This window comes from Acidovorax radicis N35 (genome assembly GCF_000204195.1).
Lineage (GTDB): Bacteria > Pseudomonadota > Gammaproteobacteria > Burkholderiales > Burkholderiaceae_C > Acidovorax > Acidovorax radicis.
In genome coordinates, this window is record NZ_AFBG01000020.1 from 366,880 (window position 1) to 393,261 (window position 26,382).

The following is a 26,382-nucleotide window of genomic DNA, read 5'->3' on the forward strand; positions in this document are numbered from 1 at the left end:
GCCTGGACTGACGCATCGAAACGAAGGGAATTGCCGGGGATGCCAGTGATCTGCCGCGCTCTAGCGCAGCATCGTGAGGCAGGGGCGCGTGGAAGGGGGCGAGTGGTAGGAGCGCAGTTTTGCTATCAAAAGAGTAGCTGATTGCGCTTGCTGGCTGTGCGCTGAGGGCGATTTTGAGCATGCAGCCGAAGGCCGCAGCCTCCGCCACAGGGTCTCTATCCATGCCATCAACAGCCACATGCTCGCTTCGATCCGCTGGCAGACCGCTCCCGGGTAGGGAACATCTGCAAGCTTGGGGGATTCCGTATCAGTGTTTCAATCTGTCAGCCCGCCGCACGGCGTGCTGGCCACCACAGGCATCTGGCCTGCAATCTGCGCGCACGACGCCCGCTGGCATCGACCTGCCTGCACGAGGGGCAAGGGCTGTGTGGACTAAACTCCAGACAAATCAACCACTTACATAACAACGCGCAGGTGAAACACATTATAGGGGCCAAACCGCCCGCCGCCCCTGGGGGGCTTCCCGCAGCCCGCCTGGTGGAGGTCGATGAAGACTCCGCAGGCCAGCGGCTCGATAACTTTTTGATACGCCACTTGAAGGGTGTGCCAAAAACGCATGTCTACCGCATCATCCGCAGCGGCGAGGTGCGCATCAACAAGGGCCGGGTGAGTGCCGACACGCGCGTCGAGGTGGGGGACGTGGTGCGTCTGCCGCCCGTGCGCATCTCTGACAAAGTGGCCGAAAAAGCCGAGCGCCCGGCGCCGGCACGCGAATTTCCCGTCCTGCTCGAAGACGACCACCTGATTGCCATCGACAAGCCCGCCGGTGTGGCGGTGCATGGTGGCAGCGGCGTGAGTTTTGGGGTGATCGAGCAGTTGCGCCAGGCACGCCCGCAGGCAAAGTTTCTGGAGCTGGTGCACCGGCTGGACCGTGAAACCTCGGGCATCCTGCTGGTGGCCAAGAAGCGCTCGGCGCTGACCCACCTGCAGGACCAGTTCCGCGAGCGCGAGACCGGCAAGACGTACCTGGCGCTCGTGACGGGCGCGTGGCCTGCAAACAAAAAAGTCATCGACCTGCCGCTGCACAAGTACCTGCAGGCCGATGGCGAGCGCCGCGTGCGCGTGACCACGGCCGACGATCCGGACGGCATGCGCTCCATCACGCTGGTCAAGGTGCGCAGCACGGTCACTGCGCGCCCCGCCCAGGGCCTGCCGGTGATGTCTTTGCTGGAGGTGACGATCAAGACCGGCCGTACGCACCAGATCCGCGTGCACCTGGCCAGTCAGGGGCATGCCATCGTGGGCGACGACAAGTACGGTGACTTTGAGCTGAACAAGCGCCTGCAAAAGCAGGGGATGAAGCGCATGTTCCTGCATGCCTGGCGGTTACAGTTCAACCACCCCGCCTCGGGTGAACGGGTGGCTCTGAATGCCGAGCTGCCGCCCGAGCTGGCCGATTTTGTGTCCCCTGCCTGAGAAGGCATGAACGAACCCCATGCCCGCCAAAACCTTCCGTCCGCGCCGCTTCGATCTCATCGCCTTTGACTGGGATGGCACCTTGTTTGATTCCACCGCCATCATCGTGCGCTGCATCCAGGCGGCGGTGCGCGACGTGGGCGGCACCGTACCCACGGACAAAGAGGCTTCGTATGTGATTGGCATGGCGCTGACGCAGGCGCTGGCCCATGCGGCCCCGGATGTGCCGCCTGAAAAGTACAACGATCTGGGCAACCGCTACCGTTTTCACTACATCCAGCACCAGGATGACCTGAGCCTGTTTGAAGGTGTGCTGCCACTTCTGACGGACCTGCGCGAGCGTGGCCACCTGCTGGCCGTGGCCACGGGCAAAAGCCGGCGCGGGCTGGACGAGGCTTTGCACTCGGTGCAACTCAAAGGCGTGTTCGACGGTTCGCGCACGGCGGACCAAACTGCAGGCAAGCCACACCCGCTGATGCTGCAGGAGCTGATGGCCGAGTTCGACGTGCCGCCCGAGCGCCTTCTGATGATTGGCGACACCACCCACGACCTGCAAATGGCGGTCAACGCGGGCTGTGCAAGCGTGGGAGTGAGCTACGGCGCCCATGAACCCGATGCGTTCCAGGTGCTGAACCCGCTGGGTGTGGCCCATTCGGTGCGCGAACTGCATGACTGGTTGCTGCAGCACGCCTGAAGTGCGGCACCGGAGCGGGGAAAACCCATGACAACCGTTCCCGAGCAGGCCATTGCACTGTGCAACAGCAGCGAGTTGGTCGACAGCGGGCTGGCCGTTGCGTTTGATGTGATTTATTCGGGCCAGACCTGCCGCGCTTTTGCCATCCGGCACCGGGGTGTGCCCCACGCTTATCTCAACCGTTGCACCCATGTGGCCATGGAGATGGACTACCAGCCGGGCCGTTTTTTTGACGACACCGGCCAGTGGCTGCTGTGCGCTACGCATGGGGCGGCCTACCTGCCCAGCACCGGCCAGTGCGCGGGCGGTCCCTGCCGGGGCGGGCTTGTGAAAATTGGCTTGTCCGAAAGCGATGGTGTGGTGCACTGGCATACTGCTTACAACCTGCGGCCCGTAGAGTTCTAGAAAATCCAGTTGAAATACCCTTATGTGCTGTCGCCCGGTGCCAGCCTGCGCGATGCGCGGGCAACACTGCCAGCGCAGTACCCAGGACGCATGACATGACCGACCCCCAGCAGCCCGGCTCTTCGGGCTTTGACCCAAAAAGCAATCCCGCGCCCGACCTGTGGGCGCAAGCAGCTACAAATTCAGGAGCATCTGTGAGCGATTCATCGCGTGAACCCGGCTGGGAGCGCGCCACGCTGGAAAAGCTGGCCTTCTCTGCCCTCAATGAACAACGCAGCGCCCGCCGCTGGAAGATTTTCTTCCGCCTGGCCTGGCTGGTGCTGATTGCCGCCGTTGCCTTCCTGGCCCTGCGCCAGGCATCACCCAGTGCGAGCAAAAGTGCTCCGCACACGGCGGTGGTGGATATCAAGGGCGAGATCGCCAGCGGCGCCGAGGCCAGTGCCGAGTTCGTCGTGGCCGCCATGCGCAGCGCGTTGGAGGACGAAGGCTCGCAAGCCCTGGTGCTGCTCATCAACTCACCCGGCGGCAGCCCGGTGCAGGCAGGCATCATCAACGACGAGATCGTGCGTCTGAAGGCCAAGCACAACAAGCCGATCTACGCGGTGGTCGAAGAAACCTGCGCCTCGGCCGCCTATTACATCGCCGCCGCCGCCGACGACATCTACGTGGACAAGGCCAGCATCGTGGGCAGCATCGGGGTGCTGATGGACGGATTTGGCTTCACCGGCACCATGGAAAAGCTGGGCGTGGAGCGCCGCTTGCTGACGGCGGGCGAGAACAAGGGCTTTCTGGACCCGTTCAGCCCGCAGACCGAAAAGCAGCGTGCCTATGCGCAGACCATGCTCGACCAGATCCACCAGCAATTCATCGCTGTGGTGAAGGCAGGCCGTGGCGATCGCCTCAAGACCACGCCCGATACTTTCAGCGGCCTGTTCTGGACCGGCCAGCAGGCTGTGGAAATGGGCCTGGCTGACAAGCTGGGCAACCTGGACTACGTGGCGCGTGAAGTGGTGAAGGCAGAAGACATCATCGACTACACCCGCCGCGACAACGTGGCTGAACGGCTGGTCAAGCGTTTTGGTGCAGCGATCGGTGTGGGCGCGGTGAAGTCGCTGTCAGTGGCTGGACCTCAGCTGCGCTGAAACTGTCCGCCCTGGCTTGCGGGTCATTCAAAAAATGCCCCGGGTGGAGATTCCACACGGGGCATTTTCGCGTCTGGGCATGCGTGGTGTGACGCAGCCGGCCGTGCCGGGCCTCCAAGGGCTGGCAAGAGGGCGGTTCTTTAGCTGTCCAGCCCGCTGGCCTTGCGCTGGCGCGAACCGTCTTCGAGGATAGTGTCGTCTGCCACGAGCTTGCCTGCCTCGTCCCACTGCTTGCGGGCCGTGAGGCGCGTGCGCCCCCGGGCCTTGGGTGCGGAGTACTGTTCTTCCACGGCCAGCCGCCCGTTGTCGTGAAAGGCTTGCTGGGTGCCCACCGGCCATTGCTCGGCATTGAGCTGCTCGCGCCGCGCCAGCTTGCCATCGTCGCGGTACATCTCGCGCTGCATGCGCGCCTGTTCGCCGGTGCCGCTCCAGGTGCTGCGTTCACGCACCGATCCGTTCAGGTACCAGCGCTCGACCTGCACCTCGCGGCCGTCGGCAAAACTGCGCTGCTCGATGAGCTGGCCGGATGCGCCGTAGCGTTTGGCGCTGAGCAGCGGGCCGCGCGTATCGCGCAGCGTGCGTTCATCCGGGTTGAAGACACGCTCTTCACGCAGCACGCTTTTGCCGCCCTCCGTGGTGAAACTGCGGTGCACACGCCGGCCGTCCACCATGAGCTGCTGCGCGGCGACGACACCTTCGGGGGTCCATTCGGTTGCGCTCAGCAGGCGGCCCTGGTCGTAGCGCAGTTGTGCGGTTTTGGTGCCGTTTTCTGCGTGGAGCAGGGTGTCGATGACGCTGTCAAATCCGCAGAGCTTGCGGTCTTCGGGCAGCACGCTGGCGCGCGGGCAGAGCAGGCGCGTGGGCTGGCCCTTGCTGTTGGTCTCCACAGAGAACAGCTCCTGCCCGTCGCCGTGGAACGACACGCGCTCCACGCGGCCGGTGGCATCAAAGCGCCGCACGGCGCCCTGGGTACGACCGTTGTCGGCGGTTTCCTCGCGCCGCACCTGGCCGTTGGGCCAGAACTCGGCCACCCGGCCATGGCTGTTGCCGCGCTCGTTGACCGTGCGTTCGCGCTGCAGGCGACCTTCTCGGTCGAACATGCGCTCCAGGCCCACGAACTTGCCGTCGCGCAGTTCCTGCTCGCGCTGGAGGTGGCCGGTGTCGTCTTCGCGGCAGCGCACCAGTCCGGATTGGCCGGCCGTTTCAGCACCGTTGGAAATATTGATGGCCTTGCCATTTAATTCACAACGAATAATGGCCTCAGCGCTTGATCCGTAAGCGCTGATAGCTATTAGAAATATAGCAAATGAAAACTTCATGCTCAGCGGCCCAGTGCAAACACGACAGGGGTGCGGTTGTCGGGGGGCGTCGGTTGCTGGCGCCATTGCCGCACCAGCTGGCTGCGAATGCGTGCATCGGGCAATGTCAGCCCGCTGGCCAGCGCCAGGCGGGTGTGGGGCTGTAGCGCCTGTACCAGTGCCTGCCACAGGGCAGCGTTGCGGTACGGGGTTTCGATGAAAAGCTGGGTCTGCCCCGTCTTGAGGGCCAGGCCTTCCAGCTCCTTGATGCGCTGGATGCGTTCCTGGCTGTCCTGGGGCAGGTAGCCAACAAACGCGAAGTTCTGCCCGTTCAATCCGCTGGCCGCCAGCGCCAGCAGCAGCGACACCGGGCCCACCAGGGGGACAACGGGGATATCGAGATCGTGTGCCGCGCGCACCACGGACGAACCGGGATCGGCCACGGCAGGCATGCCCGCCTCGCTGACCAGCCCCATGTCGTGCCCCGCCAGGGCTGCGGCGAGCAGCGGGCGGGCGTCGAACGGGGCCGAGCCCTTGTCGCCGTGGTCGCCTTTTTTGTGAACTTCGCGGGGCAGTTCCGTGATCTGCTGCTGCTGCAGGGGCGCGGCCAAGGGGTAGAGGGCGTCCACGCGCTTGAGGTAGGCGCGGGTGCTTTTGGCGTTCTCGCACACCCAGTGGGTGAGCTGCGCGGCGGCCTGCAGGGTGCTGGTGGGCAGCGCATCCTGAAGCGGGACCTGGGTGTCGCAGCCAAAATCGAGCGGCGCGGGCACGAGGAACAGCGTTCCGGTTTTGGTATTCATCGTCGGTCTCCATTGTGCTGCGCGGTATCTGCAGCCCAGGAAACTGGTGTGGCCCAGGAAAGTGCACCCGTGGAACTGGCTTTGCCAGGCCCCTGGGTGCGTCCCCCTCCCCAAGGAGAGGGGGTCGGCGCAAAGCGACTCAGGGGGTGTCTCATCATGGCAGCACCAGCCCTGCAGCGCGCAGCATGCGGCAAGTGCGGATCAGAGGCAGTCCAATGAGCGCGGTGGGGTCGTCGCTGTGGATGGCGTCCAGTAGCGCAATGCCCAGGCCTTCGCTCTTGGCGCTGCCGGCGCAGTCATAGGGTTGCTCGGCGCGCAGATAGCGCTCGATTTCCGCGTCGGACAGGTCGCGGAATTTGACCTCCACAGGGGCCAGGTCGACCTGCTCGAAGCCTGTTGCCGTGCACACCACGGCCAGGGCTGTTTGGAAAATCACCGTTTGTCCGCGCATCTGGCGCAGCTGCTCCACTGCGCGTTCATGAAGGCCTGGTTTTCCCAACGGCTCGCCAGCGAGGTCTGCCACCTGGTCGGAGCCGATCACCACCGCCTCGGGGTGCTGCTGTGCCACGGCGCGCGCCTTGGCCAGCGCCAGGCGCAAGGCCAGAGCACGAGGGGCTTCGCCGGGCAGTGGGGTCTCATCCACATCCGGGGCCGCGACGTCAAAAGGCAGGTTCAACCGCTGAAGCAACTCGCGCCGATAGCGCGAGGTGGAGCCCAATACCAGAGGGCGTTGCAGGGGAGGGGATTGATGCATGCGCCGATTCTCTTACACTGCCGCCATGACCAAGGAATTCTCCGCACAGCGCCTCGACGTGAAAGCCTTTGCACAGGCGGGTGGTCGGCTGGCGGGCCACGATTCACTTTTGAAGTACGAACGGTTGGCCCAGGAGGCCAAGGGCCTGCACCCAGACTTGATGGTGGATTGGGAAGCTCTCGGTGAAGTGCGTACTGCGTTGGGCGGAATGGGCCAGGTGTGGCTGCATATCAAGGTGCAGGCGAGCTTTCCCATGGAATGCCAGCGTTGCATGACTCCTGTGGATGTGCCGCTGGAGGTTGATCGGGAGTTCCGCTTCGTGGCCGACGAGGCCACTGCCGAGGCGCTGGACGACGAGAGCGAGGAAGACCTGCTTGCCATGAGCCGCGAGTTTGACCTTCATGAACTCATCGAGGACGAGTTGCTGATGGCATTGCCTGTGGTGCCCAAACACGACGAGTGCCCTACCTCGGTGCCGCTGGCTTCTTCGGACGACGATTTCGAGGAAGCCAATGACGAAAAGCCCAATCCGTTTGCAGCGTTGGCAGCGCTGCGCAAAGACGACAAGGGCTGATTGGCCGGCCCAAAAATCATTTGGGTTATAATCGTGGGCTTCACGCGAACCCCATCGTGTCTTTTGGGCTGATCGCGTTTTTACCAACCTATTCCAGATCAGGAGCCATCATGGCCGTTCAGCAAAACAAAAAGTCTCCCTCCAAGCGCGGCATGCACCGCTCGCACAATGCCCTGAATGTGCCAGGCATTGCAGTGGAACCCACCACCGGTGAAACCCACCTGCGCCACCACATCAGCCCCAATGGCTTCTACCGTGGCCGTCAGGTGCTGAAGAACAAATCTGAAGCCTGACCTTCGCCCCACCCAAAGGCCCGTTGCTACTGAAATCGTAGCGCGGGCCTTTGTTTTGACCCTTGCATTTCATCTTCCGGCCTGTGTAGCCGGTCGGACAAGTCGCCCATGATCACACTGGCTGTTGACTGCATGGGGGGCGACCATGGCCCCCGCGTCACGCTCGCGGCGTGCCGCCAGTTCCTCGACAAACACCCTGATGCCCACCTGCTGCTCGTCGGCCTGGTGGACAGTTTGCAATCGTTTTCGCACGACCGTGCCACTATGGTTCCCGCTTCCGAAGTGGTCGCCATGGACGATCCGGTCGAGGTCGCATTGCGCAAGAAGAAGGACTCTTCGATGCGTGTGGCGATCCAGCAGGTCAAGGATGGCGCAGCCTCTGCAGCCGTTTCGGCGGGCAATACCGGCGCGCTGATGGCCATTGCGCGCTATCTCCTCAAGACGCTCGATGGCATTGACCGACCCGCCATTGCGACTCAGCTGCCCAACGCTGCGGGTGGCGCCACGACGGTGCTCGACCTGGGTGCCAATGTGGATTGCTCTGCCGAACATTTGCTGCAGTTCGCTGTGATGGGTTCTGCCCTGGTGTCGGTCCTCAAGGACGGGGGTGAGCCCACTGTCGGATTGCTGAATATCGGTGAAGAAGCCATCAAAGGCAGTGAAGTGATCAAAAAAGCCGGTGAACTGCTGCGATCAGCCGCTAGTTCCGGTGATTTGAATTTTTACGGCAATGTCGAGGGCAACGACATTTTCAAGGGCACGGTTGACATCGTGGTCTGTGACGGATTTGTGGGAAATGTCGCCCTCAAAGCCAGCGAAGGGGTTGCATCGATGATCATTGGTGCCCTCAAGACTGAGTTTTCGCGCAATATCTTCACCAAAATTGCTGCGATCACCGCTTATCCTGTCTTAAAAGCGTTGATGAAGCGCATGGACTACCGGCGCTACAACGGCGCGGCACTTTTGGGGCTGCGGGGGCTGGTGTTCAAGAGCCACGGATCGGCCGACACAATGGCGTTCGAGCAGGCTTTGAACCGGGCGTATGATGCAGCCCGCAACAACCTGCTCGACCGCGTCCGGGCCCGGATTGCGCATGCAGCGCCGCTTCTGGTGCCTGCGGATGCCCAACCCAAGCCTGGCGTTGCGGCGACGATGACACATTGATGAGACGCTACTCCCGCATTACCGGTACCGGCAGCTATCTGCCTCCGCGCCGGCTGACCAACGCTGATCTGGTGGCTGAATTGGGCCAGCGCGGCATCGAAACCTCGGACGAGTGGATCGTCGAGCGCACTGGCATCCGCGCACGCCACTTCGCAGCGCCTGATGTCGCTTGCAGCGATCTGGGTCTGGAGGCTGCACGCAATGCCTTGCAGGCTGCGGGCCTTTTGCCGACAGACATTGACCTGATCATTGTGGCTACGTCCACCCCGGACATGGTGTTTCCTTCGGCCGCCTGCATATTGCAGAACAAGCTGGGAGCCAACGGTTGTCCGGCGTTTGATGTGCAGGCAGTGTGCAGCGGTTTTGTCTATGCCTTGTCCGTGGCGGATGCCATGATCCAGACGGGTGCCGCCAACCGCGCACTGGTCATTGGGTCGGAGGTTTTCAGCCGTATTCTGGATTTCAACGACCGCACCACCTGCGTGCTGTTTGGCGATGGGGCGGGGGCTGTGGTGCTGGAGGCGTCTGAGACGCCTGGCATCCTGTCCAGCGATCTCCATGCCGACGGAAAACATGTGGGCATCCTGTGTGTGCCTGGCAATGTGGCGGGCGGCAAGGTGCTGGGTGACCCTGTCCTCAAGATGGACGGGCAAGCCGTCTTCAAGCTGGCGGTGGGGGTGTTGGAAAAGGCTGCCCACGCGGTGCTGGCCAAAGCGGGGCTGACCGAGGCAGACATCGACTGGTTGATCCCGCACCAGGCCAATATCCGCATCATGCAAGGCACGGCCCGCAAGCTCAAGCTGTCCATGGACAAGGTCGTGGTCACGGTGGACCAGCACGGCAACACGTCCGCAGCCTCCATCCCTCTCGCGCTGGACCATGCAGTGCGCACCGGCCAGGTCAAAAAGGGCGAGACCCTGCTGCTCGAAGGCGTGGGGGGGGGCTTCACCTGGGGTGCGGTGCTCCTGAAGTTATAGCTGTTTGCGCTTGATGGATAAGCGCTAGGCCTCAATTTCAATCATATTTCTGGATTTTTCATGAAGTCTTTTGCATTTGTCTTTCCGGGACAAGGTTCGCAATCGGTGGGCATGCTCGATGGGTGGGGTGATCATCCGGTGGTGGCCCAGACCGTGCAGGAAGCATCGGAGGCTCTGGGTGAAGATATTGGCCTGCTGATCAAGGAAGGCCCCAAAGAGGCGTTGGCGCTGACCACCAACACCCAGCCGGTGATGCTGGTGGCCGGTGTGGCTGCATGGCGTGTCTGGCGCGCCGATGGTGGTGCTACCCCGGTGGCGGTTGCCGGGCATTCGCTGGGCGAGTACTCGGCGCTGGTCGCAGCGGGTGTGTTGACGCTGGCGCAGGCGGCGCCGCTGGTGCGCCTGCGCGCAGCGGCCATGCAGGAGGCGGTGCCGGTCGGCACTGGGGCCATGGCTGCCATTCTGGGTATGGAGGCTTCCAAGGTCATTGCAGGGTGTGCCGATGCTGTGGCTTCGTTCGGTGCCGGGACGGCGGAGGTGGTTGAGGCTGTCAATTTCAACGATCCCGCCCAGACCGTCATTGCGGGTACCAAGGCGGGTGTAGACAAGGCCTGCGAGCTGCTCAAGGCGGCAGGTGCCAAGCGCGCGTTGCCGTTGCCCGTGTCTGCCCCCTTTCACTCCAGCCTGATGAAGCCTGCCGCCGAGAAGTTGCGCCTGGCGCTGGCGGATGTGGCGCTTGCCACTCCCCAGATTCCTGTGCTGAACAACGTGGACGTGGCTGTGCAGCAGGACGCGGGCGCGATCCGGGATGCCCTTTACCGGCAGGCCTTTGGTCCTGTGCGTTGGGTGGAGTGTGTGCAGGCGCTGAAAGCCCGGGGTGTTACCCATATTGTTGAAAGCGGTCCCGGCAAAGTGCTGGCGGGCCTGGCCAAGCGCATCGATCCTGAACTGGTCGGTGCTGCGCTGTTTGATCCGGCCACTCTGGCCGAAACCCGGGAGTTGTTGGCATGACGCAATCCATATCTGCGGCGCAAGTGGCGCTGGTCACGGGCGCATCGCGTGGCATCGGCGCTGCCATCGCTCTGGAACTGGCTGTGCGTGGTTATCAGGTGGTGGGTACTGCCACGACAGACGAGGGCGCTGAGCGCATCAGCCAGACCCTGTCGGCCTATCCTGGCTGCCGTGGCGCCAACCTGAATGTGAACGATGCTGCCGCCATTGAAGTGCTGCTCGACGCCATCGTCAAGCAGCAGGGTGGCCTGCATGTGCTGGTGAACAATGCGGGCATCACCCGCGACACCCTGGCCATGCGCATGAAGGATGACGATTGGGATGCTGTCATGGATACCAATCTCAAGGCGGTCTTCCGTGTCAGCCGCGCTGCGATCCGGCCGATGATGAAGCAGCGGTTTGGGCGCATCATCAGCATTACCAGTGTGGTTGGTGCTTCGGGCAATCCAGGTCAGGCCAACTATGCTGCGGCGAAGGCGGGCGTCGCGGGCATGACCCGTGCCCTTGCACGCGAATTGGGCAGCCGGAGCATCACGGTGAACTGCGTGGCGCCGGGCTTTATCGAGACCGACATGACCTCCGTGTTGCCTGAAGAACAGCAAAAAGCCCTCAACGCCCAGATCCCGCTGGGGCATATGGGCAAGCCACAAGACATCGCGCATGCCGTTGCCTACCTTGCTTCGCGTGAGGCGGGGTATGTGACTGGACAGGAGTTGCATGTCAATGGCGGCATGTACATGTAGTTGATGGAAGATAACGCCGGTTCATCCGGACGGCGGGCTGCTGAGGGGCTTCTCCTTAAGCGGCTAGAATCGCGGATTCATTCACAACCCCCAGAGGGAAACCATGAGCGATATCGAAGCACGCGTCAAAAAAATCATTGCCGAACAACTCGGTGTGGAAGAGTCCCAAGTCACCAATGAAAAAGCCTTCGTGGCAGACCTCGGTGCCGACTCGCTTGACACGGTGGAACTGGTGATGGCGCTGGAAGACGAATTCGGCATTGAGATTCCGGATGAAGACGCCGAGAAGATCACCACGGTGCAAAACGCCATCGACTACGCCAACACCCATCAGAAGGCCTGAGCGGCGCACTGCGCCTGACTCAAGCGATCAGCAGAAGGATTTTTACGCATGAGCCGTCGTCGCGTTGTCGTGACCGGCCTGGGATGCGTCAGCCCCGTGGGCAACACGGTGGCCGAATCCTGGGCCAACCTCCTTGCCGGAAGATCCGGCATTGATCTCATCACCAAGTTCGACGCGTCGAACTTCGCCTGCAAGATTGCGGGGGAGGTCAAAGGTCTTGACCTGGAGTCGTACATCAGCGCCAAGGATGCGCGCGCGATGGACAGCTTCATCCATTTCGGTATTGCAGCTGCTGCACAAGCAGTAGCAGATGCCGGCCTGCCCACGGGTGAAGCGCTCAGTGAAGAGTTTGCGACACGCATAGCCTGCGTGATCGGCTCGGGGATTGGTGGCTTGCCACTGATCGAAAATACGCACGCGGAGCTGGTCAATCGTGGCCCCCGGCGTATCACGCCGTTCTTTGTGCCGGCGTCCATCATCAATATGGTGGCGGGCCATGTGTCCATGCGTTTTGGCTTCAAGGGGCCCAACCTTGCTGTGGTGACGGCCTGCACGACGGGCCTGCATTGCATCGGCGAGGCGGGCCGCATGATCGAATACGGTGATGCGGATGTGGTGGTGGCGGGCGGTACCGAATCCACGGTGTCGCCGCTGGGCATCGGTGGTTTCGCTGCGATGCGCGCCCTGTCCACCCGCAACGATGACCCCAAGACCGCATCTCGCCCCTGGGACAAGGACCGCGATGGTTTTGTGCTGGGCGAGGGGGCCGGGGTCATGGTGCTGGAGGAATATGAGCACGCAAAAGCCCGGGGCGCCAAGATCTATGCGGAACTGTGCGGCTTTGGCATGAGTGCTGATGCCGGTCACATGACGGCGCCCAATATGGACGGCCCGCGCCGCGCCATGCTCAACGCCTTGCGCAACGCGGGCATGAACGCCGACGAAGTCGACTATCTCAACGCCCATGGCACTTCCACGCCTCTGGGTGATATCAACGAAACAAATGCGATCAAGGCGGCCTTGGGCGACCATGCTTACAAGACCGTGGTGAGTTCCACCAAATCCATGACCGGCCATCTGCTGGGTGGAGCCGGTGGGATCGAAAGCATTTTCACGGTGCTGGCCCTGCATGAGCAAAAGGTGCCGCCCACCATCAATTTGTTGAATCAGGATCCCGAGTGTGATCTGGATTACTGCGCCAATACGGCGCGGGACATGAAGATCGACGTCGCAGTCAAAAACAACTTCGGTTTTGGCGGCACCAACGGGACGCTGGTTTTCAAGCGCGTCTGATTTTCTGGCAAGACGCTCTGCCGCCCGGAATGGCGAGGCCTGGTTACCTTGTCGCAGTCATGCAATCCGTGGCGGTGTCGGCACGAGGCTGTGGTCTGTGTTGAGGGGTGGCCGGCCATGGCTGGGTGCCACTCCATGGGTGTGACGTCAAGGCGACCGCCAGCAGTGCTCTATCCCCTGCGGCGAAGTCGGATTTTGGGGCTCTTGTTGGTGGCTTTGCTGCTGGCCAGTGCAGGAGGGCTCGGCGCTTGGCTCGTCCAAAGCGGTGGCGCAGCTTCGCTATGGCCCGCTGTTGTGGCCAGTATCCTTTGGTGTCTGGCTGCGGCCAGCACATTTCATTGCTGGTTTTATCAGTTCTCTGGTGTTCTTCGCTGGGATGGCCAAGTCTGGACGCTGGAGTCCCCGAGCTCCGGTGTTGCAGGCATGGCGCTGTCTGTCCCCCCTGAAGTCCTTCTCGATGTGCAGTCATATTTGTGGCTGCATGCCTGTCCAATGGGACGTGGCCGCATCTGGCTATGGTTGGAGCGTTCCACACAGCCCGAGCGTTGGCTGGATCTGCGGCGTGCGGTATATTCGCGCGCCAGACCGGGCGCTGACAACGCTGACGCAACCGCCCCGGCCAGCAGCCGTGGGTGGGAATCTTGAGTATCCATGACTGTAACTCCGCCTTCCCCTTCCGAAGATAGCGATCTCCAACTGGTGGAGCGTACGGTAGCGGGCGACCAGCGTGCCTATGAATTGCTGGTCATCAAGTACCAGCGCCGCATTGAGCGCCTCATTGGCCGGATGGTGCGCGACACCGACATTGTTCAGGATATAGCCCAGGAGACGTTCATCCGGGCGTACCGAGCGCTGCACCAGTTCCGGGGGGATGCGCAGTTCTACACTTGGCTCTACCGGATCGCTGTCAATACCGCCAAAAAGGCGTTGATGGACATGAAGCGCAATCCGGTCATCTCCGAGAATGCGTTGCGGGGGAATGATGACGACGATGAAACTTCCCGCCTTGGACACGAACTAACCAGCGACGAAACTCCCGAAACGGTGCTCGCAGCCCGAGAAATTGCCCAGGCCGTGAATGCGGCCATGGAGGCATTGCCTGACGATCTGCGGCAGGCGGTAACGTTGCGTGAGATCGAAGGACTCAGTTACGAAGAGATTGCAGCGGCCATGGATTGCCCCATCGGTACGGTGCGGTCACGGATTTTCCGGGCGCGTGAAGCCATTTCGGCAAGAGTGCGTCCCCTGCTTGAAAACCAGTCAGGCAAACGGTGGTGAGGTAATGAAATGAACAAGGCTGTACGAAGCGATGGGTTGGCAGGCGGTTCCGTGGTGAATGAGATGGGCAGGCGTGAGCAGCTGTCTGCTTTGGCCGATGGCCAATTGCAGGGGGATGAGATGACAGAAGCCCTGGCCTATGCCGCGCAAGCCGAAGGCCATGCCACTTGGCAGCTCTACCATCTGGTGGGGGATGTGTTGCGTTCTTCCGATCTGGCGCAGCCTGCCAATCCAGATTTCATGGCCCGGTTGCGCGGGGAATTGGCCAAGGAAGGCCCTGTTGCACGGCCGGAAGCCCGGACGCAGCAAGTGGAATTGGTCGCCCCTGCGATGGAGAATGCCGCCAATGCGTCTGTCTTCCGCTGGAAGATGGTCGCGGGTTTTGCCTCTCTGGCAGCGGTTGCCGCCATTGGCTGGACCTCTTTGGCCACGTTGCCAGGCGGTGGTGTCCCCGGGGCTTCTGGTGGCGCTCAGCTGGTACTGTCGCCTGAAGTGCCTCCGAGCGCTGGCGGTGCGCCCGTGGTCTCGGTGGCCGATGCCGACGGTGGGCAGCAGGTGATGATTCGGGATCCTCGCCTGGACGAGTTGCTCGCGGCCCACAAGCAGTTTGGCAGTACGTCCGCACTGCAGATGCCTGCAGGTTTCTTGCGCAATGCGACCTTTGAGACGCCCAGCCGTTGAGTCTGGGTGGCGCATGTGACCTTGTGCTGAGATCTTGCGATGGGCAATATAGGGGTTGCGGGTGGTTGGTCGGGTGTGCTGCGCCGCCAGTTCAAACCTTGGATGATGGCAGCGCTTTGCGCGATGGAGCTTTCCGTCGCGATGGGTGCGCCTCCCGTCGAGAGTTCGCTTAGTTCTGCAGGGGAAATAGCCCCGGCGCCGATAGAGCGAAGTCTTGTCCAGTGGATCGAGCGCATGCACAACGCTCCCTGTGCGCGCCCTTATGCAGGTACTTTTGTGGTTTTGGCTGCTTCCGGCGCGATGGCCAGTTCGCGCATCTGGCATGCGTGTGATGGGCCGCTGCAGATGGAGCGCGTAGAGGCGTTGACTGGCACGCCACGGACTATTTTCCGGCGCAATGATGAGGTGCGTACTTTCTGGCCTCAGGCGCGTGTGGTGCGCTCGGATCGCCGCGAAGCCTCTGGACTGTTTCCGCGTGTTCCCGTTGTCGACGGTACTTCGATTTCCCAGTTCTATTCCGCGCGTTCCGTGGGGCTGGAGCGGGTTGCGGGTTTCGTTGCTGATGTAGTGTGGTTCAAGCCTGTGGACTCGCTGCGTTTCGGATACAAGCTATGGAGCGAGCGGGAGACAGGCCTGGTTGTGAAGCTGCAGACCTTGGGCGGAAATGGACGCGTTCTGGAACAGGCTGCCTTCTCTGAGCTGGACTTGAACGCGCCAGTACGCGTGGAACAGCTCTCGCGTCTGATGGACGCGACGGCAGGCTATAAGGTGGTGGCTCCGGCCGTGGTCAAGACCACAGCCACTGCGCAGGGCTGGGCCCTGCGCCAGCCCATTGCGGGTTTTGTTCCCGTGAGTTGCCATCGGCGCTCGGTGTCCGTCGACGACGATGCTCAGGGCGTTCTGCAATGCCTCTACTCCGACGGCCTTGCATCGGTATCTTTGTTCATCGAGCCGTTTGATCCCCAGCGCCATCCCGCCCAGCCCCAGATTTCGAACATGGGTGCCACGCAACTGCTTGCACAGCGCATCTTGGCCGATGTGTGGCTTACAGCGGTGGGGGAGGTTCCCCTTCAGACCCTTCGTCTGTTTGCAGGTCAGTTGGAGCGCACACGCTGACTTTGGTGCCTGCCGGTGTAAGGCTGGTTGTTGCTGCCTCTACGCCAGCGCGGTGGCACGCAGGGTTGCAGGGGCATGCAAAGCGCGTTCCGATGTGGGAACCAAATGGCCGCACACTCTTCACAGTTACACACAGTTATTGACTGTATTTGCTACCAATCACGAAAGGTCGATGATGCCGAAGTTCGATGGAAATGTGCTGCGCTCCGTAGCATTTGCGTGCATGTTTGCTGGGGTTGCCGGGGGAGGACTTTTGCCGCAAGCGGCGATCGCTCAGCCTGCCGCCGCCGTTCGTGGCCTGCCAGACTTTACGGATCTGGTGGACCAGGTGGGGCCATCGGTGGTCAATATCCGGACGGTGGAAAAAGCGTCGAGCCGTGCAAGTGCAAATGGGATGGACGAGGAGATGCTGGAGTTCTTTCGCCGTTTTGGCGTGCCGATTCCTAACGCGCCTAGGCAGCAACGTCCCCAGCGGCCGCAAGACGATGAGCAACCGCGCGGCGTGGGCTCAGGCTTCATCCTGACTGCGGATGGGTTTGTGATGACCAATGCGCATGTCGTGGACGGGGCGGATGAGGTGATTGTGACGCTCACCGACAAGCGTGAGTTCAAGGCCAAGATCATCGGCGCGGACAAGCGAACCGATGTGGCTGTGGTCAAGATAGAGGCCACGGGCCTGCCTGCCGTCAAGGTGGGCGATGTGGGGCGCTTGCGGGTGGGGGAATGGGTGATGGCGATCGGATCTCCCTTCGGGCTGGAGAACACCGTGACTGCGGGCATCGTGAGTGCCAAGCAGCGAGATACCGGGGATTACCTGCCGTTCATCCAGACCGATGTGGCCATCAACCCGGGGAACTCGGGAGGCCCGCTCATCAATATGCGCGGTGAGGTCGTGGGGATCAACAGCCAGATCTATTCGCGCTCTGGCGGTTTCATGGGTATTTCATTTGCGATTCCCATGGATGAGGCCATCCGCGTGAGTGAGCAGTTGCGCGCATCTGGGCGGGTCACACGGGGCCGCATTGGTGTGCAGATCGGGCAGGTCACCAAAGACGTTGCAGAGTCCATTGGTTTGGGCAAGGCCCAGGGGGCGCTAGTGACCGGGGTGGAGGCCGGATCACCCGCAGATAAGGCGGGTGTGGAGGCTGGCGACATCATCACCCGTTTCGATGGCAAGTCCATCGAGAAGGTTGCGGATCTGCCCCGACTGGTCGGCAACACCAAGCCCGGCAGCAAAAGCACCATGACCGTATTTCGCCGAGGCGCCTCGCGGGATCTAAGTATCACCATCGCCGAAATCGAGCCCGACAAGCCGGTTGCCAAAACAGCGGAGCGTGAAGAGAAACCCAAGGCTTCAGCCGCTGCACAACAGATGGGATTGGCGGTGACGGAGCTTTCGGACGCCCAGAAGAAGGAACTCAAGATCAAGGGAGGGGTGCTGGTGGCGACTGCCACGGAAGCCGCTGCGCGGGCCGGCCTGCGCGAAGGGGATGTAATCCTTGCGATCGCCAACACTGAAGTATCCGGTGTGAAGGAGTTTGAGGCTGCACTGACCAAGGCTGACAAGAGCAAAGCCATCAATGTGCTGTATCGGCGTGGTGACTGGGCTCAATATGCTTTGATCCGTCCAGGTCGCTGACGAGCGTTGTGACAAGTGGGGCGATGGGGTCGGCCAATGTCCCCACTTCAGCAATGGATGTTTGGTGTGGGCTTCGGCGTTGGTTTTTTACTTTCCCTTCTGTTGACGGCAAAAGTTAGCCGAGGCTAACTTTTTTAAAGTCTATCAACTGATTTCGATAGAATAGAGCCCCCTGTTCAACGCTAATTCATATATTGGCCGGACACTGATTCACGATGCGGGATGTGGCAGCGCAATACACAGCTGATCCACAGCTCACCCACAAGTTGTCCAGCGTTGTAGTTGTGCGGACTGTGGATAAGTTGTTAATAAATTTCTTGTTGCACCCTGGCCACTCCCCTCGGATGCACTCGGATGGGCTTTTTCCTGCGGGCTTTTTGCCTACAATGAAGCTCCAACTATCGCAGTTGCCAATGATTGTTGGTTTAGGGCGCGTCGCCATTCGACGCGCCCTTTTTTCTTGTGTGCTCCGTTTTAATTCAATCACTTGACGCTTTCCGTTGATGAACCACATCAGAAATTTTTCCATCATTGCGCACATCGACCATGGCAAGTCGACGCTTGCGGATCGCTTGATTCAGCGCTGTGGGGGGCTGGCTGACCGTGATATGGAGGCCCAGGTTCTGGACTCGATGGATATCGAAAAAGAGCGTGGGATAACCATCAAGGCGCAGACCGCAGCGCTGCAATACAAGGCGCAAGATGGACAGGTCTACAACCTCAATCTGATCGACACGCCCGGGCACGTGGACTTCTCGTATGAAGTGAGCCGTTCGTTGTCGGCATGCGAGGGCGCGTTGTTGGTGGTCGATGCTTCACAAGGCGTTGAAGCCCAGACCGTTGCGAACTGCTACACGGCGCTGGACCTGGGTGTCGAGGTCGTGCCGGTGCTGAACAAGATGGATCTGCCCAATGCCGATCCCGACAACGCCAAGGCCGAGATTGAAGACGTGATCGGCATTGATGCCACCGATGCCATCCCGTGTTCTGCCAAGACCGGCATGGGCATCGACGAGATCCTCGAAGGCATCGTAGCCAAGGTGCCCGCGCCGCGCGGCAAGGCCGACGGCCCGCTGCGCGCGATGATCATCGACAGCTGGTTCGACAGCTATGTGGGCGTGGTGATGCTGGTGCGTGTGGTGGATGGTCGCTTGCTCAAGGGCGAGCGCATCAAGATGATGGCCAGTGGGGCGGTGTACAACGCGGACAACCTTGGGGTGTTCACGCCTGCCAACGAGCCCCGCGATTCACTTAACGCAGGGCAGGTGGGTTACATCATTGCGGGCATCAAGGAGTTGCAAGCAGCCAAGGTGGGCGACACGATCACGCTGGAAAAAAAGTTGCCCAACAATGCAGGTCCTGCGGCCGAGGCGTTGCCGGGCTTCAAGGAAATTCAGCCCCAGGTGTTTGCAGGGTTGTATCCCACCGAGGCCAGCGAATACGACTCGCTGCGTGATGCGCTCGAAAAACTCAAGCTCAATGACGCTTCTTTGCACTACGAGCCCGAAGTGAGCCAGGCGCTAGGCTTTGGCTTTCGCTGCGGCTTCCTGGGCCTGTTGCACATGGAGATCGTGCAGGAGCGTCTGGAGCGCGAGTTCGACCAGGACCTCATCACGACGGCGCCCAGCGTGGTCTACCAGGTGGTCAAGGCCGATGGTGAAGTGATCATGGTCGAGAACCCCTCCAAGATGCCCGACCAGGGGCGGCTGGAGGAAATCCGCGAGCCCATCGTCACGGTGCATCTGTATATGCCCCAGGATTATGTGGGCCCGGTGATGACGCTGGCCAACCAGAAGCGCGGCGTGCAGATGAACATGGCGTACCACGGTCGCCAGGTGATGCTCACCTACGAAATGCCGCTGGGCGAAATCGTGCTCGACTTTTTCGACAAGCTCAAGTCGGTGTCGCGCGGGTATGCATCCATGGACTACGAGTTCAAGGAATACCGCGCCTCTGATGTGGTGAAGGTCGATATCTTGCTCAATGGCGAAAAGGTCGACGCGCTGTCTATCATCGTGCACCGCTCGCAATCGCAGTACCGCGGCCGCGCCGTGGTCGCCAAGATGCGCGAGATCATCAGCCGCCAGATGTACGACGTGGCCATCCAGGCGGCCATTGGCGCCAACATCATTGCGCGCGAAACCATCAAGGCTTTGCGCAAGAACGTGCTGGCAAAATGTTATGGCGGCGATGTGAGCCGCAAACGCAAGCTTCTTGAGAAGCAGAAAGCAGGCAAAAAACGCATGAAACAGATCGGATCGGTCGAAGTGCCCCAAGAGGCGTTTCTGGCCATTTTGCAGGTGGAAGACTGATGCTTCAGTTCATGCAGATTCTCACGTCCCTGGTGCTGGCCGCATTTGGTGGCTACATCGGCGCCTGGTACTTTGGTGCCGTCGAGGGCAACTTCGCCTTGCTCTTGTTTCTGGCCACGGTGGTGACCGGGGCGTACTGGTTGGCCGAGCGGTTTTACTTTCTGCCACAGCGCCGCCGGGCGGCCCAGGCCATTGAAGATGCCGCCATTGAGCGCCGTGCGGAGTTGGACCGCATGGGCATCCAGAAAGTCGATGTGGACGTGCAGGAGGCCAAGGGGCGACTGCTCATGCAGCCCTGGTGGCTGGACTGGACGGCCGGGCTTTTCCCAGTCATCGTTGCAGTGTTCCTGCTGCGGTCCTTTCTTTTTGAACCCTTCAAGATTCCATCGGGCTCCATGATTCCCACACTGCTGGTGGGTGACCTGATCTTGGTGAACAAATTCACCTACGGAGTCCGCCTCCCGGTCATCCACACCAAGATCACCGAAGGCGCCAAACCCGCGCGCGGGGATGTCCTGGTGTTCCGCTACCCACCCCAGCCGAGCCTCGACTACATCAAGCGGGTGGTGGGGGTGCCTGGTGACGAGGTCGCGTACATCAACAAGCGCCTCACGGTGAATGGCCAGGCCGTTGATACCAAGGCCCTGCCGGACTTCTTTGAAGAAGATTCGATGCGCTATTTCAAGCAGTTTGAAGAGCAATTGGGCGTCCAGCCCCACCGCTTGCTGAACAACCCAGATGTGCCAGCCTTTGTGCAGGGTGCCAGCAATTTTGCCTATCGCAAGAACTGCCGCTACAGTGTTGAGGGTGTCGTGTGCAAGGTGCCTGAGGGCCACTACTTCATGATGGGTGACAACCGGGACAACTCGCTCGATTCACGCTACTGGGGATTTGTTCCAGAGGGCAACATTGTCGGGAAGGCCTTTTTTGTCTGGATGAATTTCGGCAATCTCAAGCGGATTGGTTCGTTTCATTGATGGATGGTCAACTTTTTAGAACATTGGAGGGGAAAAACATGCATATCAATCGTTCCAGCAGCCCATTTCGGCAACGTGGCATGTCATTCATTGGCGTGGTGTTCGTTGGGTTGATCGCCGTCGCCGCGTTTGCGATTGGTGGGCAGTCTTTCCCGATCTTTCTGGAGTACCAGGCGATCAACAAGGCTGCGAACAAGGCTGCCAAAGAGGGCTCCTCTGTCACGGAAGTCCGGGCAATCTTTGATCGTGCGGCTGCCATTGATACCATCAATTCCATCCAGGGCAAGGACTTGGAGGTTGCCAAGCGTGGTGACAACAAGATCGTGGTGTCTTACAAATACTCCCGCGAAATTGCGCTGGCCGGCCCGGCCTTTCTTGTCTATCGCTTTGAAGGACAGACCAAATAGTGCTCCCCGGCCTTCAAGCGCTGCAGGCTCGCCTGCAGCATGTTTTTTCCGATCCATCACTTCTCCAGCGCGCCACCACGCACCGCAGTTTTTCGGCCGACCACAATGAGCGGCTGGAGTTTCTGGGTGATTCTGTTTTGAATCTGGCGGTCGCGAGCCTGCTCTATCGGCAGTTGTCGGCATTGCCGGAAGGCGATTTGTCCCGCGTGCGTGCCAACCTCGTCAAGCAGGACACCCTGCACCAGCTGGCGCTGGGCCTCAAGATTTCCGAGGTGCTGCGTTTGGGGGAGGGGGAGTCCAAATCGGGCGGCCAGCAGCGCCCGTCCATCCTGGCCGATGCGCTGGAGGCACTGATCGGCGCGGTGTACCTGGATGCCGGGTACACGAGTGCCGAAGCGTTGGTGCACCGCCTTTTTCAGGGGGTGGAGATCAATCCTCAGATGCAGGCAGCGTCCAAGGACGCCAAGACCGCATTGCAGGAGTTGCTCCAGGGCCGCAAAATGAAGCTGCCGCAGTACAAGGTCGTCGCCACAGTGGGCGCGGCGCACCGCCAGACCTTCGACGTCGAGTGCGATATTCCCGAACTGGGCCTCACCGAACGTGGTATCGGTGGCTCCCGCCGGGCGGGCGAGCAGGCAGCCGCGGCTGCCATGCTGGCCACATTGAAAGCAAAGAAATTATGAATGATGCTACCAAAGATGTAGCGGGTGACGAAGGCCAAGAAAGCGCTGGAGTGCAAAATGACCTCGAGGCCATGCTGGCGGCAGCAGGCTCCCCTGCCGCCGTGCCAGGCCAACGCTGTGGCGTGATCGCCATCGTGGGCAAGCCCAACGTGGGAAAGTCCACGCTGCTCAACGCCCTGGTGGGGCAGAAGATCAGCATCACCTCGCGCAAGGCGCAGACCACGCGGCACCGTATCACTGGCATCCGCACGCGCGAGCAGACGCAGTTCATCTTCGTGGACACGCCGGGTTTCCAGACGCGCCACGCCACGGCGCTCAACAAGTCACTCAACAAGACCGTGATGGGCGCCATTGGCGACGTGGACCTGATCCTCTTCGTGGTCGAGGCGGGCAACTTCACGCTGGCCGATGCCAAGGTGCTGTCGCTGTTCAAGCCCGGCATTCCCACGCTGCTGCTGGCCAACAAGCTCGACATGGTGCACCGCCGTGCGGAGCTGGCCCCCTGGCTCAAAAGCATGCAGGAGCGCCATCCGTTTGCCGAGTTCGTGCCCATGTCAGCCAAGAACAAGGGCGACATTGAGCGCCTTTTTGGCATCTGCGCCAAGTACCTGCCCGAGCAAGGCTGGTGGTACGGCGAAGACGAGCTGACGGACCGCAGCGAGAAGTTCCTGGCCTCGGAGACGGTGCGCGAAAAGCTGTTCCGCTTCACGGGCGACGAACTGCCTTACACCTCGACTGTGGTGATCGACAAGTTTGAGGAAGAAGCCAGCAAGCAGCACAAACGCCTGGTGAAGATCGCAGCCACCATCGTGGTCGAGCGCGACAACCACAAGATGATGGTGATTGGCGACAAGGGCGAGCGCTTGAAGCGCATCGGCACCGAAGCGCGGCAAGAGCTGGAAAAACTCATGGACGCCAAAGTTTTCCTGGAGTTGTGGGTCAAGGTGCGGTCCGGCTGGGCGGACGACGAGGCCCGTGTTCGCTCGTTTGGCTACGAGTAAGTCCGGGTGTGTGGTGGGCGCCAGCCCATCCGGCGGGGCCATCGCCCTGCCACAGCCTCCGTGTTTTCCGGCCTGACCGACACTGAACCCCACTGCTGATCCACTGTGGCTGCTGCCAAGCGCATTTCTGATGAACCCGCCTTCGTGCTGCACAGCTACGACTGGAGCGAGTCCAGCCTGATCCTGGAAGTCTTCTGCCGACGCCAGGGCCGGGTGGCGCTGGTGGCCAAGGGCGCCAAGAAGCCTACCTCCAACTTCCGCCCCGTGTTGTTGCCGCTGCAGCCACTGTTGCTCACCTACAGCCTGGCGGGCGACGGCAGCGCGGACATCCACACCCTCAAAGGTGCGGAGTGGGTCGGCGGCCATGTGATGCCCACCGGCGATGCCCTGCTGTCGGGCATGTACCTCAACGAGCTACTGCTGCGCCTGCTGGCGCGCGCCGATCCGCACGCGGCCCTGTTCGACGCCTATGCCGGTGTGGTGCGCGTGCTGGCCAGCGAACACGGCGATGCGTTGGAGCCTGTGCTGCGCAGCTTCGAACTCCTGCTGCTGCGCGAGATCGGCTTGCTGCCCAGCCTGGATGTGCAGACCATGACCCTCGCGCCGCTCCATGCGGGTACCCGTTATGCCCTGGTGCCCGAGGGCGGGCTGCGCACGGCATCTTCCACCGACCGTGCGGGTTTGCTGGGCAGCCAGTGGCAAGCACTGCAGCATGCGCTGGACGACGAAACCGCCAGCTACACCGCCACCTTGCGGGCCTGCGCACCCGTGGCCACCGAACTCAAACCCCAGTTGCGCGCCGTGCTGCAATACCATTGCGGCAGCCCGACGCTGCGCACCCGCCAGCTCATGATCGATCTGCAGGCCCTATGAACCCGACCTCACGCACATCCCAAGCCTCCCACGCCACGGCCCTCTCGGTCAATGTCAACAAGGTCGCCTTGTTGCGCAACACGCGCCATCTGGGCATTCCCAGCGTTACCCGCGCGGCCGAGCTGTGCCTGCAGGCCGGCGCGCAGGGCATCACCGTGCACCCCCGGCCCGACGAGCGGCACATCCGCAGCCAGGATGTGTTCGAGCTGGCAACGCTGATGAAGGCCTGGCCCGACCGCGAATACAACATCGAGGGCAACCCGTCGCAGAACCTGATGGACTTCATCCGCCAGGTGCGTCCCCACCAGGCCACCTTCGTGCCCGACAGTGAAGACCAGTTCACCAGCGACCACGGCTGGAGCTTTCCGCAGGATGCCGCGCGCCTGGCGCCGCTGATCGCCGAGTGCAAGGCACTGGGCGTGCGCGTGAGCCTGTTCATGGACCCGGTGCCCGAACAGATGGCGGCCGCCAAGGCCGTGGGCGCTGATCGGGTGGAGCTGTACACCGAGCCCTATGCCGCCGCCTGGGGCACGCCGCAGCAGGAGGTTGAGCTAAAACGCTATGCCGCCGCCGCCCAGGCCGCGCTGGATGCAGGCCTGGGCGTGAACGCGGGCCACGACCTCAACCGCGACAACCTTGCCGCCTTTGTGGGCGAGGTGCCCGGCGTGCTGGAGGTCTCGATTGGCCACGCCCTCATTGCCGACGCGCTGGAACTGGGCTACGCCGCCACGGTGTTGGCCTACCTGGACTGCATCCGGTCGGGTTTTGCGGCACAGGTAGATAACTCTTGATTTGATAGCTGCTTGCGCTTGATAGATAAGCGCTAGCAGCCAATTTGATTCAATAAAACATGATCTACGGCATTGGTACCGACATCTGCGACGTGCGGCGCATCGCTGCCAGCCTGGAGCGCCACGGCGAGCGTTTTGCCCAGAAGGTGCTGGCCGATGGCGAACTGGCCACCTGGCGCGAGAGGAGCAGCCGCTGGCCCGACCGGGGCCTGCGCTACCTGGCCACGCGGTTCTCTGCCAAGGAAGCGTTCAGCAAAGCCATTGGCCTGGGCATGCGCATGCCCATGACCTGGCGCCACTGCGAGGTCGCCAAGCTGCCATCTGGCCAGCCGGTCATCGTGTTGCACGGGGCGCTCAAGGAATGGTTCGATGCCAAAGGGCTGAAGGTGCACCTCAGCGTGACCGACGAGACCGACTACGCCGCCAGCTTCTGTGTGGTAGAGAAATCTGAATAAAAATAGGCTCTGGCACTTGATAGATAAGCGCTGGTAGCTATTGTTTAAATAGCATTTTTGAGTTTGAGCCAACACACCATGACCGAACACGCCCCCCTCATTCTCGACGTGGCAGGCCTTGAACTGACCGCTGCCGACCGCCGCCGCCTGGCCCACCCGCTGACCGGCGGCGTGATCCTGTTTGCCCGCAACTGGGAAAACCGCGCACAGCTGCTGCAGCTCACCAGCAGCATCAAGGCCGTGCGTGACGACCTGCTGATCTGCGTGGACCATGAAGGCGGGCGCGTGCAGCGCTTTCGCACCGATGGCTTCACGCACCTGCCACCCATGCGCGCGCTGGGCGAAATGTGGATGGATGACGGCAAAGGCGCCAAGGCTGGGCCCGGCAGCGGCGCGCTGCGTGCCACCAACGCAGCCACGGCCGCGGGCTACGTGCTCGGGGCCGAACTGCGCGCCTGTGGCGTGGATTTCAGCTTCACGCCTGTGTTGGACCTGGACTGGGGTGAAAGCGGTGTGATCGGCGACCGTGCCTTTCACCGCGACCCGCGTGTGGTCGCGCTGCTCGCCAAGAGCCTCATGCATGGTCTGCTGCAGGCGGGTTTGGCCAACTGCGGCAAACACTTTCCCGGCCACGGCTTCGTCAAGGCCGATTCGCACACCGAGGTGCCGGTGGACAAGCGCAGCCTCAAGGCCATCCTGGCCGACGATGCCGCGCCGTACCCCTGGCTCAGCAGCACGCTCACCAGCGTGATGCCGGCCCATGTGATCTACCCCAAGGTCGACAGCCGCCCCGCAGGCTTCTCGCAGCGCTGGCTGCAGGACATCTTGCGCCGCCAGATGCGCTTTGACGGCGCGATCTTCAGCGACGACCTCAGCATGGAAGGTGCACGGCGCCTGGACGGCCAGGTGGTCAGCTATACCGATGCGGCGGTGGCGGCCCTGGAGGCCGGCTGCGACCTGGTGCTGCTGTGCAACCAGAGCGTGGGTGATGGCCGGGCCGTGGATGAACTCATCGATGGCCTGGAAAAGGCCCGGAAGCAGGGCCGCTGGCAGCCGAGTGTGGACAGCGAGTCCCGCCGCCTGGCGCTGCTGCCGGAAACCCTGCCGCAGGCCTGGGACGACCTGATGTACCAACCCGCCTACTTGCAGGCGCTGGACCTGCTGCCCTGAACCGCCGAGAGCGCGTGGCCTCGTGCAGGGCC

At 61.7% G+C, this 26,382-nt stretch carries 28 protein-coding genes; 25 read left to right on the forward strand and 3 right to left on the reverse strand.

Annotated elements, in window-relative coordinates:
- Nucleotides 1-474 precede the first annotated feature (474 nt).
- From ARADN35_RS0115450 to ARADN35_RS0115465, 4 genes are all read left to right on the forward strand, one after another.
- Nucleotides 475-1,476, forward strand: a complete 1,002-nt coding sequence (locus ARADN35_RS0115450) for an RluA family pseudouridine synthase (RefSeq protein WP_029414061.1) — start codon at nucleotides 475-477, stop codon at nucleotides 1,474-1,476.
- Nucleotides 1,477-1,495: 19 nt separating this feature from the next.
- Nucleotides 1,496-2,170: an HAD family hydrolase gene (locus ARADN35_RS0115455; protein ID WP_010463706.1), complete on the forward strand. Its 675-nt coding sequence runs from the start codon at nucleotides 1,496-1,498 to the stop codon at nucleotides 2,168-2,170.
- Nucleotides 2,171-2,197: 27 nt separating this feature from the next.
- The gene (locus ARADN35_RS0115460; protein ID WP_010463708.1) at nucleotides 2,198-2,575 is read left to right on the forward strand and encodes a Rieske (2Fe-2S) protein; all 378 of its coding nucleotides are present in this window, start codon (nucleotides 2,198-2,200) and stop codon (nucleotides 2,573-2,575) included.
- 95 nt (nucleotides 2,576-2,670) lie between these two features.
- Nucleotides 2,671-3,717 (forward strand): S49 family peptidase, encoded by a 1,047-nt coding sequence (locus ARADN35_RS0115465; RefSeq protein ID WP_010463709.1) that lies wholly within the window; start codon nucleotides 2,671-2,673, stop codon nucleotides 3,715-3,717.
- Nucleotides 3,718-3,857: 140 nt separating this feature from the next.
- Here the strand turns inward: ARADN35_RS0115465 and ARADN35_RS0115470 are convergent, their stop codons facing one another.
- The 3 genes from ARADN35_RS0115470 to ARADN35_RS0115480 form a co-directional block, all read right to left on the reverse strand.
- The gene (locus tag ARADN35_RS0115470; RefSeq protein WP_244265914.1) at nucleotides 3,858-5,036 is read right to left on the reverse strand and encodes a toxin-antitoxin system YwqK family antitoxin; all 1,179 of its coding nucleotides are present in this window, start codon (nucleotides 5,034-5,036) and stop codon (nucleotides 3,858-3,860) included.
- 2 nt (nucleotides 5,037-5,038) lie between these two features.
- Nucleotides 5,039-5,815: an SAM-dependent methyltransferase gene (locus ARADN35_RS0115475; protein WP_010463713.1), complete on the reverse strand. Its 777-nt coding sequence runs from the start codon at nucleotides 5,813-5,815 to the stop codon at nucleotides 5,039-5,041.
- A 154-nt stretch (nucleotides 5,816-5,969) separates the two neighbouring features.
- Entirely contained in the window at nucleotides 5,970-6,569 is a 600-nt protein-coding gene (locus tag ARADN35_RS0115480) for a Maf family nucleotide pyrophosphatase (protein WP_010463715.1), read from the reverse strand.
- A 25-nt stretch (nucleotides 6,570-6,594) separates the two neighbouring features.
- Between ARADN35_RS0115480 and ARADN35_RS0115485 the strand changes: the two genes are divergently transcribed.
- The 21 genes from ARADN35_RS0115485 to nagZ all read left to right on the forward strand — a co-directional run bounded on the left by ARADN35_RS0115485 (nucleotide 6,595) and on the right by nagZ (nucleotide 26,350).
- A complete protein-coding gene (locus tag ARADN35_RS0115485; protein ID WP_010463716.1) occupies nucleotides 6,595-7,143 on the forward strand; it encodes a YceD family protein in 549 nt (182 codons plus the stop codon).
- Nucleotides 7,144-7,253: 110 nt separating this feature from the next.
- Nucleotides 7,254-7,436: a 50S ribosomal protein L32 gene (rpmF, locus tag ARADN35_RS0115490; RefSeq protein ID WP_005794249.1), complete on the forward strand. Its 183-nt coding sequence runs from the start codon at nucleotides 7,254-7,256 to the stop codon at nucleotides 7,434-7,436.
- A gap of 108 nt (nucleotides 7,437-7,544) precedes the next feature.
- On the forward strand, nucleotides 7,545-8,600 hold the full coding sequence (gene plsX, locus ARADN35_RS0115495; RefSeq protein ID WP_010463732.1) for a phosphate acyltransferase PlsX: 1,056 nt from the start codon (nucleotides 7,545-7,547) through the stop codon (nucleotides 8,598-8,600).
- A complete protein-coding gene (locus ARADN35_RS0115500; RefSeq protein WP_010463733.1) occupies nucleotides 8,600-9,577 on the forward strand; it encodes a beta-ketoacyl-ACP synthase III in 978 nt (325 codons plus the stop codon). Before plsX ends, ARADN35_RS0115500 begins: the two co-directional genes overlap by 1 nt.
- 60 nt (nucleotides 9,578-9,637) lie before the next feature.
- Nucleotides 9,638-10,588 (forward strand): ACP S-malonyltransferase, encoded by a 951-nt coding sequence (fabD, locus tag ARADN35_RS0115505; protein WP_010463735.1) that lies wholly within the window; start codon nucleotides 9,638-9,640, stop codon nucleotides 10,586-10,588.
- Complete coding sequence (fabG, locus tag ARADN35_RS0115510; RefSeq protein ID WP_010463736.1) at nucleotides 10,585-11,331, forward strand: 3-oxoacyl-ACP reductase FabG; 747 nt, start codon at nucleotides 10,585-10,587, stop codon at nucleotides 11,329-11,331. The genes fabD and fabG overlap by 4 nt, the downstream gene beginning before the upstream one ends.
- A gap of 103 nt (nucleotides 11,332-11,434) precedes the next feature.
- Nucleotides 11,435-11,674 carry an acyl carrier protein gene (acpP, locus tag ARADN35_RS0115515; RefSeq protein ID WP_003058049.1) on the forward strand — a complete coding sequence of 80 codons (240 nt, stop codon included), beginning with the start codon at nucleotides 11,435-11,437 and terminating at the stop codon, nucleotides 11,672-11,674.
- 48 nt (nucleotides 11,675-11,722) lie between these two features.
- Nucleotides 11,723-12,967 (forward strand): beta-ketoacyl-ACP synthase II, encoded by a 1,245-nt coding sequence (gene fabF, locus ARADN35_RS0115520; RefSeq protein ID WP_010463746.1) that lies wholly within the window; start codon nucleotides 11,723-11,725, stop codon nucleotides 12,965-12,967.
- Nucleotides 12,968-13,618: 651 nt separating this feature from the next.
- Nucleotides 13,619-14,245: an RNA polymerase sigma factor RpoE gene (rpoE, locus tag ARADN35_RS0115525; protein WP_010463747.1), complete on the forward strand. Its 627-nt coding sequence runs from the start codon at nucleotides 13,619-13,621 to the stop codon at nucleotides 14,243-14,245.
- A gap of 9 nt (nucleotides 14,246-14,254) precedes the next feature.
- Nucleotides 14,255-14,926, forward strand: coding sequence for a sigma-E factor negative regulatory protein (locus tag ARADN35_RS0115530; RefSeq protein WP_010463748.1), 672 nt, complete (start codon nucleotides 14,255-14,257; stop codon nucleotides 14,924-14,926).
- A gap of 123 nt (nucleotides 14,927-15,049) precedes the next feature.
- Complete coding sequence (locus ARADN35_RS0115535) at nucleotides 15,050-16,042, forward strand: MucB/RseB C-terminal domain-containing protein (RefSeq protein WP_010463749.1); 993 nt, start codon at nucleotides 15,050-15,052, stop codon at nucleotides 16,040-16,042.
- Nucleotides 16,043-16,217: 175 nt separating this feature from the next.
- Nucleotides 16,218-17,681: a DegQ family serine endoprotease gene (locus tag ARADN35_RS0115540; RefSeq protein ID WP_029414064.1), complete on the forward strand. Its 1,464-nt coding sequence runs from the start codon at nucleotides 16,218-16,220 to the stop codon at nucleotides 17,679-17,681.
- Nucleotides 17,682-18,184: 503 nt separating this feature from the next.
- On the forward strand, nucleotides 18,185-19,993 hold the full coding sequence (lepA, locus tag ARADN35_RS0115545) for a translation elongation factor 4 (protein ID WP_010463751.1): 1,809 nt from the start codon (nucleotides 18,185-18,187) through the stop codon (nucleotides 19,991-19,993).
- Nucleotides 19,993-20,970, forward strand: coding sequence for a signal peptidase I (gene lepB / locus ARADN35_RS0115550; protein WP_010463752.1), 978 nt, complete (start codon nucleotides 19,993-19,995; stop codon nucleotides 20,968-20,970). Before lepA ends, lepB begins: the two co-directional genes overlap by 1 nt.
- A gap of 38 nt (nucleotides 20,971-21,008) precedes the next feature.
- Nucleotides 21,009-21,377 carry a DUF4845 domain-containing protein gene (locus ARADN35_RS0115555; protein WP_029414065.1) on the forward strand — a complete coding sequence of 123 codons (369 nt, stop codon included), beginning with the start codon at nucleotides 21,009-21,011 and terminating at the stop codon, nucleotides 21,375-21,377.
- On the forward strand, nucleotides 21,377-22,060 hold the full coding sequence (gene rnc, locus ARADN35_RS0115560) for a ribonuclease III (protein ID WP_010463754.1): 684 nt from the start codon (nucleotides 21,377-21,379) through the stop codon (nucleotides 22,058-22,060). Before ARADN35_RS0115555 ends, rnc begins: the two co-directional genes overlap by 1 nt.
- On the forward strand, nucleotides 22,057-23,061 hold the full coding sequence (gene era, locus ARADN35_RS0115565) for a GTPase Era (protein ID WP_010463755.1): 1,005 nt from the start codon (nucleotides 22,057-22,059) through the stop codon (nucleotides 23,059-23,061). Before rnc ends, era begins: the two co-directional genes overlap by 4 nt.
- A gap of 105 nt (nucleotides 23,062-23,166) precedes the next feature.
- On the forward strand, nucleotides 23,167-23,934 hold the full coding sequence (recO, locus tag ARADN35_RS0115570; RefSeq protein WP_010463756.1) for a DNA repair protein RecO: 768 nt from the start codon (nucleotides 23,167-23,169) through the stop codon (nucleotides 23,932-23,934).
- Nucleotides 23,931-24,725, forward strand: coding sequence for a pyridoxine 5'-phosphate synthase (locus tag ARADN35_RS0115575; RefSeq protein WP_010463757.1), 795 nt, complete (start codon nucleotides 23,931-23,933; stop codon nucleotides 24,723-24,725). Before recO ends, ARADN35_RS0115575 begins: the two co-directional genes overlap by 4 nt.
- A gap of 59 nt (nucleotides 24,726-24,784) precedes the next feature.
- The gene (gene acpS, locus ARADN35_RS0115580; RefSeq protein ID WP_010463758.1) at nucleotides 24,785-25,180 is read left to right on the forward strand and encodes a holo-ACP synthase; all 396 of its coding nucleotides are present in this window, start codon (nucleotides 24,785-24,787) and stop codon (nucleotides 25,178-25,180) included.
- A 78-nt stretch (nucleotides 25,181-25,258) separates the two neighbouring features.
- Entirely contained in the window at nucleotides 25,259-26,350 is a 1,092-nt protein-coding gene (gene nagZ / locus ARADN35_RS0115585) for a beta-N-acetylhexosaminidase (protein WP_010463759.1), read from the forward strand.
- The last annotated feature ends 32 nt before the right edge of the window (nucleotides 26,351-26,382 follow it).